Annotated in this window: 7 protein-coding genes; 4 read left to right on the plus strand and 3 right to left on the minus strand. The window is 40.8% G+C overall.

Annotation, left to right across the window (positions count from 1 at the left end):
- The first annotated feature begins 66 nt into the window (after positions 1 to 66).
- The 3 genes from VJ937_RS01590 to VJ937_RS01600 all read left to right on the plus strand — a co-directional run bounded on the left by VJ937_RS01590 (position 67) and on the right by VJ937_RS01600 (position 1,699).
- Entirely contained in the window at positions 67 to 804 is a 738-nt protein-coding gene (locus VJ937_RS01590) for a hypothetical protein (protein WP_324065169.1), read from the plus strand.
- Between the two features lie 344 nt (positions 805 to 1,148).
- On the plus strand, positions 1,149 to 1,391 hold the full coding sequence (locus tag VJ937_RS01595) for a hypothetical protein (protein ID WP_324065170.1): 243 nt from the start codon (positions 1,149 to 1,151) through the stop codon (positions 1,389 to 1,391).
- On the plus strand, positions 1,382 to 1,699 hold the full coding sequence (locus tag VJ937_RS01600; protein WP_324065171.1) for a type II toxin-antitoxin system RelE/ParE family toxin: 318 nt from the start codon (positions 1,382 to 1,384) through the stop codon (positions 1,697 to 1,699). The genes VJ937_RS01595 and VJ937_RS01600 overlap by 10 nt, the downstream gene beginning before the upstream one ends.
- Positions 1,700 to 2,162: 463 nt before the next feature.
- On the opposite strand, the gene VJ937_RS01605 is transcribed toward VJ937_RS01600, so the two are convergent.
- The 3 genes from VJ937_RS01605 to VJ937_RS01615 all read right to left on the minus strand — a co-directional run bounded on the left by VJ937_RS01605 (position 2,163) and on the right by VJ937_RS01615 (position 9,732).
- Positions 2,163 to 3,659 carry a M14 family zinc carboxypeptidase gene (locus tag VJ937_RS01605; protein ID WP_324065172.1) on the minus strand — a complete coding sequence of 499 codons (1,497 nt, stop codon included), beginning with the start codon at positions 3,657 to 3,659 and terminating at the stop codon, positions 2,163 to 2,165.
- Positions 3,660 to 3,663: 4 nt separating this feature from the next.
- On the minus strand, positions 3,664 to 6,630 hold the full coding sequence (locus VJ937_RS01610) for a bacteriohemerythrin (protein WP_324065173.1): 2,967 nt from the start codon (positions 6,628 to 6,630) through the stop codon (positions 3,664 to 3,666).
- A 156-nt stretch (positions 6,631 to 6,786) separates the two neighbouring features.
- Entirely contained in the window at positions 6,787 to 9,732 is a 2,946-nt protein-coding gene (locus VJ937_RS01615) for a bacteriohemerythrin (protein ID WP_324065174.1), read from the minus strand.
- 268 nt (positions 9,733 to 10,000) lie between these two features.
- Between VJ937_RS01615 and VJ937_RS01620 the strand changes: the two genes are divergently transcribed.
- Positions 10,001 to 12,907 (plus strand): FAD-binding and (Fe-S)-binding domain-containing protein, encoded by a 2,907-nt coding sequence (locus VJ937_RS01620; protein ID WP_324065175.1) that lies wholly within the window; start codon positions 10,001 to 10,003, stop codon positions 12,905 to 12,907.
- The last annotated feature ends 13 nt before the right edge of the window (positions 12,908 to 12,920 follow it).

Genomic DNA, 12,920 nt, shown 5'->3' on the forward strand with positions numbered 1-12,920 from the left:
CTCCGATTAGGCAACGTTGAAGCTGCCCACGACCCATTACCTTTACTTGCAAAAACCGATAGCAATATGGAAAACAAACGAAAATACACACTCGAAAAATGGTACGAAGTAGACGATTCGTACTACGACAACCCCACTGATTATGAAAAGCTGGGTTACCAACAAGGGGATGTCAATATGTTAAATTATGACCAATGGTTATACCAGGAAAACTATCTGTTTGATTATAAGGGGCGCATTGTTCGGAAGTTCGATTATCATATCGCCCATTGGTGCGATTATACCAATGAACCATTCGATAATGGCGTATCGTTCGTAATGGACGACCATAAAAAAGATTTTCTTGACAGAAAATATGCACTGGTCGACATTTACGGCAACCTGCTTACCAAATTTTTCGATGATGTGGGCGAAGGTTGGATCGATAGCACCTATATTATGGTTCAAAAAAACGGAAAATGGGGTTATATCGATAAGCGAGGCCGGCAGGTTACTGACTTCAGGTTTGATGTCCCGGGTATGGACTACGAATGGCTTAATTTGAGCCATAATTATGAAATCGTACGTTTGGAAATGGAACCCGAAGGTGTTTATAAGTTTGGATTATTTGCTTTTACCGGGGTGTTGGTGTTGGAACCAAAATACAAAAACATTGAAATCAAATCCGATTACCATTGGTTCGAAAATAATCACGAACGAATAGGAGCAATGCTCAACGATGAAATTATCGTTACAGACTTTGATGATCAAATGTACCAATGGACGCACCGATATGGGTTAAGAAAAGTTCAAAGAAATCCATAAAAATGAAATTTCGGAAGTAGAGAAGCATTTTTTACATCAAATTGAACACACACAAAAGAAATTAAAGAACAAAAACAAAAACGAACAGGACGGTTATACCGCCCAACTGGTATATGAGCTTTACGGTTTAACGGAAGAAGAAATACAGATTGTGGAGGCAGGGGTACAATAGAAAGCACCGAACAGCGAGGGCTTCGCCTGGAGCGAAACCCTCGCTTGCAAGTTTATGCGGGGCCGTAATCGGAGATCAGTTTTGAGCCGGCCTTCGGCTAATTAAAGTAGAACCATATACCAGATTGTTTGGACAGCAAGGCATCTTTTTTGTATATTTGGTTAAAAAACCAATGGATATTCAGGCACGAAAAATACAATTTATACAGGAGTTTCTTAAGTTGAAAAATGAGGATATGATTGCTAAACTTGAAAATCTTTTGCAGCAAGAAAGGCAAAAGCAATACCAAAGCATAAATGAGCCCATGTCGACTGAAACGTTTAACAGTATGATAGACCGTGCTGAAGATGATTCAAAAAATAGCCGTATAACTTCTGCTGGTGACCTGAAAAATGAAATAGACACATGGAGCTAAAGGTGTTTTGGACAGATACTGCCAGGTATCAATTCGAAGATATTTTCGATTTCCTGAAGTACAAGGCTGGTGTTAACATAGCTAAAAATATTGTGACCCGAATCATCGATAAGACACTTACGCTGGAAAAACATCCAACTATAGGGCAGATTGAAGAACTATTACAAAACAGGGAGTATGATTACCGGTATTTAATTGAAGGCAATTATAAAATTATTTACTGGATAGAAAACAACTACATAAAAATTGCTGCAGTTTTCGATTGCAGGCAAAATCCCCATAAAATGCAGCAGGTTGACAATTATTGATTCATAATTTTTGAGGTAGCCAAAAAATAAATGCCGGGGAATAGCATGAAGTAGACCAAAATCAAAAAAAATTAAATTACAATGTTAACGGCATTTCCAAAACCCAAATCGACCAACTGGTATACTAACTTTACGGCTTAACGGAAGAGGAGATACTGGTTGTGGAGGCGGGTGTGCAATAATCGGAGACCGACTTGGAGTCGGCCTCCGATTGGCATTATCGAATAGCGAGGGCTTCACTTAGCGCGAAACCCTCGCTTGCAAGTTTTAATGGAGCCCTTAGGAGGCTGTTAAAAAAGTCTTTTATAAAAGCTTTACTGAAAATAAGGTTTTGTCCCAAATCTTAATCACTACCTGGGATTCATGGAAGCGGAATTTCAAAAACGTATTTTATTTTTATTCAAAATATTTACATTCTGCTTGCACCAATAGGCCTTCCCTGAGTTTGCAGCATAGCAGCAAGCTACTCCACCCGCAATATCTTGTATTGCTTTTGCTCAACCAGGTAATGAAAACTGGTATCGTTGAGTAGGGCAAGCATGGAGCGGGGTTCGAGTGCCAGTACCAATTTATTGGCTGCTAACTGAGTGGTGGGAACCTCAATATAAGCCTTGTCTGCAGGTACGCTCGTTTTCATATCTGCATTTACTTTTACATTCAGAAAATCCCAACCTTCGTTGCATGTGGCTGTATCTACTTTTTGAATGGTATATTGTGTGATTTTTTCCGTTTCGCCGGGTTCGTAATCTTCATATTCAATGTGATGCTTTTGCAGCCATGCATTGAGCTTGAAGTCATCTTTCGGTATCAGGTAAGCCTTTGGCCGATCAACGGTTTCTGTTGATTTTCTTACAGAATGATATTCCTTGACCATAAAAATGGTGTCTTTATCTGTTTTTATAGACCGCAAGGGATAGGCCAGTTTCTGTTTTCCTTTAACATGGGCAAAGCGTATACCCACCTTTTCTCCTGGTTTTGCATTTTTTAGCTCGCGCCTTGCTTTTGTAACGATGTTCGATGCACGGGTGGCATTCTGGTAAAACCAGGCAATAAGGGATTCAAGCAATACCAACTGGCTTTTGGTGCGTCGTTCAAGGTTGTGGTTGGTCGTTTTGCCGTTTTTACCCTCTATGATCATGGGAAAGCTGTGCATAATACCAAAACTTTGTCGTCCATCATCAATGTGGGTTGTGCTGTGGCGCAAACGCCCACCTTCGCTGTGAATTTGGCCCAGTGTGTATTCAAAAAAGCTGTATCCGGCATCTTCTACCGCATTTTTAGCGTAAGGGAGTACCTCATCATAAAACAGATCGAACAACGAATGATTTATATTAGGATTGGTAGGGCCGCCAAGCTGTACGTCGAAATTTTTAATGTAGCCAAATTCTTCCCACGACGACCGGTATGGGTAATACTCGTGCACATCAATGGTGATTTCAGGTTTGTATTTATGAAATACCTTATGTACTATACGGTTCGCTTTTGTGGCCAGTACAAGATGATCGCGGTTAAGGTCGAAATCACCGGCTGTGCGCCGTTCGTCATGATCGTTTCCCCAGGGGTTTACCTGTGGCATAATCAGAAGGTTTATGCTATCGAGTACGGCCATGTATTTTTTATTGGCAAAACCGGCGATTAGTGCCAGTGCAGCCTCTTTACCCGATGGTTCATTGCCATGTTGCTGTGCAATGATGAATACGGTTGGCTTGTATTGTTTCGTTTGCTTTTGAATTTTTACTAAAGGAATTGCCATTGCTGAACTGGTGTGTCCGGCATTTTTTACTGTAATATAGCCTGAAGCAGTGTCGACCTTTTGCAAAAAAGTCATTAGTGCTTTATGGGTTGTAACTTTTGAGAAATTGTTTTGCTGAATGGGATAAGTTATCGATTGCTTACCTGTTTTATCGCACCCCCAAAAAAGTAATGTTGCCGCAATAATAGGGAAAAGAAGCGTTTTCATAATGTTATAGTCCTTTAGATTTGAACAGCTCTACATATTCCTGATCTTCGGTAGCAAAATGATTTTCGATCCATGCTTTAAGGAAGCGCATTACATCGTCGTAGAATTTTATGCGGCCTGCCTGGTATTTTTTACGAAAACCATCAATATGATCGATAAATGCCTTGTGGCTGGCTTTGTGTGATTCGGTATTTTCAAATTTATATTCTTCGAAATATCGCTCTTCGTTGCTGAAATGCCATGCTGTGAAGTCCACCAGCATTTTAAGGGTTTCTTTGATTTCTTTTTTGGGTTTGTCGGTGCGCAACCCAATATACACTTCATTTATGAGCTCTACTATTCTGTGATGCTGATCGTTTAGTTCGCCAATGGCATTTTCCATTTCGGGCACGAAAGCAATCAGAGGTTCTCCGGCCGGTGGCAATACTACCTGCGGCGCATCCTGATCCAGTTTAGCCTCAGGGTCGCCTGCTTTTACGTTGCGTTGGGGGGTGTGCTTAAGCTCCTCGGCCAGTCTTTGGCTGTTTTTTCTTTCTTCTTCGAGTTGCTTCTCAATGGTATTTTTTTGCAGCTCCAGTGTTTCTATTTTTTCATCTTTTGCTGAAAGTGCTGCTTTTTGCTTTTCAATTTTAGCTTGTGCATTTTTCAGTTCAGTGATATCCACAGCAATTTTCACCACCTTATAGGGTATATCATCTTTATCGAGTACCGGTGTGTATGTTTCGTAAAGGTATAGCTCACGCTCATTATATTCAATCCGCGTTTCTTCGGTCCGGGTATGGCCGTGGCGCAGATCTTCCCAGAACTGGGAATAATTCTGCTTGTTTAATCCGCTCATTTTAAGGCCGTCGCGGTGATTCATGCCAATAATTTGTTCTTTGGCCAGTCCAACAAGAGTCGCAAAGCGTTCGTTTACTTCGGTAATAATTCCATGCATATCGTATTCCACCATGTAATTGGCCACGCTTAGCGCTTCAATCAGGTTGCGTAGTTCAAATTCCCTGCGCGAAGCCTCTTCCTGTGTGGTTTGGAGTTCTTCGAGGTTCTGGCGCATCTCTTCTTCCTGTGAGCCCAGCTCTTCTTGCTGATGTTGCGATTCTTTCAGCAACTCCTGTGTACGCTCCGATACTTTGACGTTGGCAATTGTAGAGGCTACACTTTCACCTATTTTCTCTACAAATTCAATTTCAAAAGCTTCGAGTTGCCTGAAAGATGCCAGTTCCATAATGGCGTATACCTTGTCATTAAGTACAGCCGGTACAATGAGTAAAGTGTTTGGTCGTGCTTCGCCCATGCCTGAAGTAATTTTTATGAAGTCTTCCGGCACTTCCTTCAGGTATATGGTTTTGCCTTCGTGCGCACATCTGCCTATTATGTCTTCTCCGATTTTAAACCGTGTTTTATTGAATTGTCTGCGATTAAATGCTATGGTGCTTTTTGCCTCGTAATATGTTGTTTTTTCCTCTTCTTCGATCACAAAAAGGGCGCCCTGGTTTACCTCAAGGTAGTTGATGAGGTTGCGCATGAGCTCAAATGACAATTTTTTGATGTTGTCATTGTTTTGACGCAATATATCGGCAAATTTTGCAATTCCTTCGTTGGTCCATCGGTGTTTTTTGTCTTCTTCTTTTCGTTTCTCCTCTTCCTGTCTTGCTTTTTTTAGGTTATCGCGCATTTGCATGAGCGATTTTCCCAGTTTATCTTCATCGCTGAGTAAATCCAGTTTTTCGTCTAGCTCGCCGTCGCCAATACGGGAGGCAAAATGTGTTTTTTGCGTATAACCATCGATGTATTTGTTCAGTGCAATGGCCATGTCATTTATTTCATCACCGGTACTGATATTGAGTTTTTGCTTTGTCGATACATCGCCCTGCGAAATTTTATCCATCACATGTGTGAGTTTTTTTATGGGCCTGGTTATTTTTCTTGCAAGCATGGTGATTATGATGGCAAGAAAAATGAGGCCGGCAAGCGCAACCAGTAGGGCATTGTAGATGGTAGATAATGCATTCTCGGTTATATGGCTTTCCGGAAGGGCCATGTTTACGTACCAGCTGGTGCTGGTACCGGTAATTTTTACGGGTGCGGCTGTAATGTAATATTTTTGATTGTCGTAATTCGTATAATATGAATAAGTTTCACCGGAGTTTATTAATGCGTTCAGATCAAGTGAGTCATTGGAGATAAATCCAATATCATTTAAATTTTTCCCAATTGCGTTTTCTTCCGGGAAGCTCACAATTTGTCCGTGGTGCGAGAGCAAAAATGCGAAACTACCCTCAATGGGCTGGTATTGGTTTATTTGTTCGCTTATGGTAATCAGCGGTACATCAATACCCACCACCCCAAGAAAATTATCGTTTTCTATTACCGGACTTACAATATTGGTTTCGAGTATTTCATCTGATTTATTTCCGGAATAGGAATAATAATAAGGGTCCACAACGGTGATTTGCATTCGTTGCTTAACTAGCGAATATACATTACCCGAGAGCACTGCTTCCGGATCCTGTTCTACGTAGCGGCTTAGTACAATTTCATCATCCTGCCGGTAATATACATATCTGAAATTACCTAAAATCGTGCTGCCCACCTTGTTTTTGTATTGTTGTTTTAAGGTGTCGAGTGCATCAGGTTCAAGAATTGACCATACCGATAAAAACTTAGGGTTATCCCTGAGTGTGGTTTTGAGATAGTTACTCAAAATTTCGCGACGTCGATTATGGGGGAGGAATGTATAACCTTCAAAAACTGATTGTAAAAATAGCGCTGCATCGGCATAATAGTTCAGTTCATCGCTTGCCCGGTTGGCATATTCACGGGCATAGGTATCGGCAAGGTCTCTTGAAACCGAAAGCATTTTTTCTTTCGACTGCCAGCCGGTGTAACCGAGGCTTATGATGAAAATCAGTGCAACTGACGATAATATGTAAATCTGAATTTTTTGCTGTATTCCTAATTTTCTTTTCATTATGCAGCGCTGATTACTGTTTTGCTTTGTAATTTGTGTTTCTGGCAAAACATCTGTTTAAGACTGTTAAAATTAAGCATTAATTCTTTTTTATCAATACTGCCACAAGCTTATTTCCGTTTAGCGGTTTCTACCAGTCTCTGTTATATTTAATTTTTATAACCCTTTTGATTTGAAGAGATCAACGTATTTTTGATCGTCATTTGCAAAATGTGATTCAATCCAGTGTTTTACATACAGCATAAATTCTTCGTACTTTTCTATTCTGCCTTTGTCATAGGTTTTGGAGAATTTTTGTAATTCACTGGTAAATCCGTTATGCGATTTTTTGTGTGCATCAGCTTCCTCAAAACCAAATTGTTCAAAATATCGCTCTTCATTACTAAAGTGCCATGAACTGTAATCGATCAGTGTTTTAAGCGATTCTTTTATTTGACTACGGTTCGTTTTTGAGCGGAAAGCTTCAAAAATATCATTCACCATATCAATAATTCTATCATGTTGCTCATCTAACTCTTCTATACCAGTTCGTAAAGATTTGTTTTTATTGATAAGCGGCTTACCCGGTTCCGGCAGTTCCTTATTTTCAGTTGTTGTTTTTTTACTGGCCGATTTTTCAGGGTTGGCATTCTGAACTTCTTCCAGTTGGTTTTTTAGTTTGATATTTTCGGCTTTTTCTGTATTTACCTGCTGTTTAAGCTCCTCAATTAGCTTCGTATTTTGTTCGTGCGATTCTGAGAGCTTTTGCAATTCTTGTTGGGCTTTTTCCAGTGCTTTTTCGTTTTGATATTGCTCTGTGATATCGATACCAATTTTGAGTACCTTATAAGGCTTGTCATCTTCGTCAAGGATTGGTGTGTATGTCTCTCTGAGATAAATGTCTTTACCGCCGTAATTGATGTGGTTTATATCAGAACGTGGAATTCCGTGGCGCAAATCTTCCCAGAATCGTTCATAGTCTTCTTTCGATTTTCCTGTCAAATCTACCCCATCGCTGTGATTCAACCCAATCATTTGTTCTTTGGTCATACCTATAAGTGCTGCAAACCTGTCGTTCGTGTCTGTGATGGTTCCATGTAAATCATATTCAACAGTGTAGGTTGACGCGCTAAGGGCATTGATGAGGCCACGGGTTTCAAATTCGCGGCGTGCAGCTTCTTCCTGCGTGGTTTGAAGCTCTTCAAGATTTTGCCGCATCTCTTCTTCCTGGGCTGAAAGCTCTTCGCGCTGGCGCTGCGATTCTTTCAGTAGTTTTTGTGTTCTCTGGTTTACTTTAACACTATTGAGTGTGGAAGCAATACTTTCGCCTATTTTTTCGACAAAGTCAATCTGGTACTGCGTCATTTCATTAAAAGATGCCATTTCTACCACACCATAAACAATGTCATTCATCATTACCGGAACAATCAATATGGAATTTGGATTGGCTGTTCCCATTCCGCTTGTTATTTCTACATAATCATCCGGTACATCAGTCATGTAAATAGTGGCTTTTTCGTGTGCACACCTACCTACGAGGTCTTCACCTGTTTTAACTTTTTTCTGCATGTACCTTCTACGGTCGTAGGCTATTGAGGAAAGTAATTCAAAATACTGGTCGTTTTCATCATGGTCATTCAGTACGAATATGGCACCCTGATTGGCGTCCAGATAATCAACAAGATTGCTGATAATATTAAACGACAATTGCTCAAGGTTATCATTATCCTGTCGCAGTATTTCTCCAAATTTAGCCAATCCATTGGTTATCCAGCGCTGTTTTTCATCTTCGGCTTTACGTTTCTCCTCTTCTTCTCTGGCACTTTGAAGGCTTTGGCGCATTTCAATCAATGCATTGCCCAATACATCTTTTTCGCTTTTGGGCTTATAGTCAGAAGTTAAGTTTCCTTTCCCGATCTCTTCGGCAAATCTGGCAGTTTCGTTTAGGCCTTCTGTAACCATATTCAGCGAATTTGCCATATCACCAATTTCATCGTGTCGATCAATTTGTATTTTATCAATGTTGTGGATGTCGCCATCTTCAATTTTCTTGAGCATTTTGGTAGCCCGGCTAATCGGACTGGAAATACGGATGGCAATGAAATAAATGATAATTGTTAGCAATACCAGTCCGATTAAAGTAACCAAAATACTGATCAATAGGTTATTATCAGCCTCTGCTGTAATTATGTCGACCGGGATACTTAACCCGATAGACCAGGGTGTATTGGTTTTTCCAACAATTACAGGAGCGTAAGACCGATATGTTTCCGTTTCCAGATGGTTATCTGTTTCCCTGTAAGCAATTTTTTTACCTGCTTTTATTTTCTCAGCCAGGTCGTATTTCAGATCATGGTCGGGCATTACCTCTGTTATAGATTTTCCAATGGCAGCTGTATCGGGATGACTTATGAGTGTGCCCTCGTTCGATATTAAAAAGGCATAACTGCGTTCCATGGGGCGAATGTTACTCACAATTTCCTGGAGTGCATCCATGGTGATATCTACAGCAATAATTCCGGCATATTTTCCATCTTTTTTGATGGGTACAGACATGCTGGTCATGAATTGCCTGGTTTCGCCCTCCTCGCTAAAAACATCCCAATAAGGCTCCCAAATCGATTCCCGGGCCTCCTCTTTAATTTTGGCATAAAGTGGTGGATCCTGGTTAATACTGCGTTTTTGGGCTGTAAATTTTATTTTTCCGTTTAATCGATAGTAGGTATTGGTATAGCGTCCGTAGGGTAGATTGTAATCATCATCAACCATATTCATTTCCCAGCTGTCCCATAATTTGTATATCTGTGGGTTTTCTTTATAAACCGGGTAATACATTTCCTGTACATAATGCTGCCAGACAGTGTCGGGCCACATTTCCCATTTGCTGAACGATTGTGCAAGCGTACGAATGACGTCCATACTCACGTTGAGCTTGTTCTCAATTTCTAGTGCAGATTGTGCTGTAATCTTATCGGCATTCTTTTTGGCACTTTTATAGGCCATACTTCTTGAAGAAAGTCCTATGTAACCAACTGCAACAATAAATATTACAATCGTAAATGAAAGTATTAAAAACAGCATTCTGTTTTTGAGATTCATGCGCAAAGTGAAAATTGATTTCATTGCTCTAGATTTTCTGGTTTAAAGCGAGCCCTGGCAAAATAATTCCTTTCCGGCATATCAGTTGTGATGTTAATTTGCTTCAGTATTGTAGAATCTAAAACTGCCATGGTCTCTACAAAAATAAAAAATTAATATAAACTTAATCATTTATGAAGCTTAATAATTGCAAACTATAAAAAACAGGGAGCAGAGTGCATTAAATGGATTGGAACATTTGCGCAAAATACTATGATGTCGTAACTTTCGGCTCTTGTCAAAAATATATAAGATGATTGAGTTAAAAAACCAACTGTCAGGTGAGTTACATACCGACTACCGCACACGATTATTATACGCCACAGATGCTTCTGCATATCGGGAAGTGCCTCGTGCAGTAGTGTATCCGAAGAATAAATCGGACATTAAACTGGTCATAAACTGGGCTGCAGCAAATAAAAGTTCTGTAATTCCCCGCACCGCAGGAACTTCTCTGGCCGGACAGGTTGTGGGGGGTGGAGTAGTGGTTGACGTTTCCCGTTACCTTACGAATGTTATTGAACTCAATAAAACTGAGCGATGGGTGAAAGTAGAACCCGGGGTTATTTTAGATGAACTTAACATGATGCTGGAACCCGATAACCTCTTTTTTGGTCCAGAAACCAGCACCTCCTCAAGGTGTATGATGGGCGGTATGGTAGGTAATAACTCTTGTGGTTCACACTCAATTATTTACGGAACAACCAGGGACCATACGCTAGAAATAGAGGCCGTTTTAAGTGATGGAAGTGAAGTGGTTTTTAAAGATATTACAAAATCGGAATTTAATGCAAAGTGCAGGTTAGAATCACTGGAAGGTGATATTTACAGACATATACGCGACGAATTGTCTGATACTGATGTGCAAAAGCGAATACAAGAATATTATCCCGAACCTTCAATCTATCGGCGGAATACCGGGTATGCAATAGATTTGCTCCTAAATACTGAAGTTTTTGGAGGGGCTCAGCTTTTTAATTGGGTTAAGGTGTTGGCAGGGTCTGAGGGTACCCTGGCATTTACAACAGCCATTAAACTGAATCTTGTTGCAACACCTCCTCCTGTAAAAGGACTTGTGTGCGCCCATTTTGAGACACTTGAGGCGGCTTTACACGCCAATTTAATTGCCCTGGAACATAAACCCGGCGCGGTGGAGCTTATGGATGATATTGTACTGGAGGCTACAAAAGATAATATTACACAGAATAAAAACCGCTTTTTTCTAAAAGGAGATCCCCAGGCCATATTAATTATTGAGTTTGCCCGCGAAACCGAAGAGGAAATCAGAAAGTTGGCCGGTGATGTGGAACAATCAATGCGCGAAAAAGGCTATGGATATCACTTTCCGCTTGTTTTAGGAAATGATATACCTAAGGTCTGGGCTTTAAGAAAAGCCGGCCTGGGCGTTTTGTCGAATATTCCCGGTGATGCCAAGCCTGTTACTGTGATAGAAGACACTTCTGTAGATGTGAAGGTTTTGCCCGATTATATCAGAGATTTTCGCAAGGTACTTGATCAGCAAAACATGTCGTGTGTGTTCTATGCTCATGTGGGATCAGGAGAAATACACCTGCGGCCAGTGCTGAATTTGAAAAAAAGCGAAGATGTGGAGCGTTTTCGCACAATAGGCCTGGAAATAGCTAAACTCGTTAAAAAGTATAAAGGCTCCTTAAGTGGCGAGCACGGAGACGGTAGGCTACGCGGTGAGTTCATCCCATTGATGATCGGCGATGAAAACTATGAATTGCTCAAGCGCTTGAAAAAGACCTGGGACCCGAATGGCATATTTAACCCAGGAAAAATTACCGATACCCCTGCAATGAATGAAAGTTTGCGGTATGAACCAGATCGCGAAATCAAAGAACCAGATACTATTTTTGATTTTAGCCGTGAGGGTGGCATACTCAGGGCAGCTGAACTGTGTAACGGGTCTGGCGATTGCCGAAAAACGCATCTGAGTGGAGGGTCCATGTGCCCAAGTTACATGGCTACGTTAGATGAATCAGCCACGACAAGGGCGCGAGCCAATATTTTGCGGGAATTTTTAACACACTCGCCCAGGAAAAACCCGTTCGATCATGAGGAGATTTATGAAGTGCTTGACCTCTGCCTTTCGTGCAAGGCCTGCAAAAGCGAATGCCCCTCAAGTGTCGATATGGCTAAACTTAAAGCGGAGTTCTTACAGCATTATTACGATGCAAACGGTATTCCGCTGCGTACCAGGGCAATTGCAAATATAAGCCGCATTAATGCCATGGGTAGTTTGCTCCCGGGTATCACCAATTTCTTTCTCCAAAACAGAGTTACATCAAAATTTATAAAACGCACGCTTGGATTTGCAGTAGATCGCAGTATTCCTGCTTTACAAAAAAGAACGCTTAGTAAAGAGGTGAAACGCTATGCGCAAAAGTTAAATGAAGGTACAAGGGGAGCTGTTTATTTGTTTATCGATGAGTTTTCTAATTTCAACGACACACATATTGGAGTTAAAACCATCATGTTGCTTAATAAACTGGGATATCAGGTAAAGACTGTGAAACACTCCGAGAGCGGAAGGGCATTTATGTCAAAAGGTTTATTACGCAGCGCACGGAAACTTGCAGAAAGAAATGTGCGAAAATTTGCCGATATTATCTCTGCAGATTCCCCACTTATTGGTATTGAACCATCGACAATACTCTCTTTTAGAGATGAATATCCGGAGCTTGTAGGTGAGGAGTTGCGCGAAAGTGCAAAAAAAATAGCACCAAACGCCCTTATGTTTGATGAGTTTTTTGTCAGAGAATATGAAAAGGGCAACATTAAAGCTGAGTTTTTTACTGATGAGCAACTGGAGATAAAACTGCACGGGCACTGTCAGCAAAAAGCTGTGGCATCTACAAAACCGACAATGAAAATGCTGTCGCTACCTGAAAATTACAGCGTTAGCGAAATACCTTCAGGATGTTGCGGTATGGCCGGAAGTTTTGGTTACGAAAAAGAGCATCATGAATTATCGATGAAAGTGGGTGAACTTGTATTATTCCCGGCAGTCAGAGCTGCATCAAAAGAGTCTGTTATTGCAGCTCCGGGAACCAGTTGCCGTCACCAGATAAAGGATGGTACCAAACGCGATGCTTTACACCCCATTGAAATTATGTATTCAGCGCTAAAAAGTTAATTTGTTTATAACC

Source organism: Salinivirga sp. (genome assembly GCF_035268865.1).
GTDB lineage: Bacteria > Bacteroidota > Bacteroidia > Bacteroidales > Salinivirgaceae > Salinivirga.

What these genes read in the sequence shown, in the direction of transcription:
- VJ937_RS01590 (WP_324065169.1), top strand. Translation starts at nt 67, where the DNA reads ATGGAAAACAAACGAAAATACACACTCGAAAAATGGTACGAAGTAGAC.
- VJ937_RS01595 (WP_324065170.1), top strand. Translation starts at nt 1,149, where the DNA reads ATGGATATTCAGGCACGAAAAATACAATTTATACAGGAGTTTCTTAAG.
- VJ937_RS01600 (WP_324065171.1), top strand. Translation starts at nt 1,382, where the DNA reads ATGGAGCTAAAGGTGTTTTGGACAGATACTGCCAGGTATCAATTCGAA.
- VJ937_RS01605 (WP_324065172.1), bottom strand. Translation starts at nt 3,659, where the DNA reads ATGAAAACGCTTCTTTTCCCTATTATTGCGGCAACATTACTTTTTTGG.
- VJ937_RS01610 (WP_324065173.1), bottom strand. Translation starts at nt 6,630, where the DNA reads ATGAAAAGAAAATTAGGAATACAGCAAAAAATTCAGATTTACATATTA.
- VJ937_RS01615 (WP_324065174.1), bottom strand. Translation starts at nt 9,732, where the DNA reads ATGAAATCAATTTTCACTTTGCGCATGAATCTCAAAAACAGAATGCTG.
- VJ937_RS01620 (WP_324065175.1), top strand. Translation starts at nt 10,001, where the DNA reads ATGATTGAGTTAAAAAACCAACTGTCAGGTGAGTTACATACCGACTAC.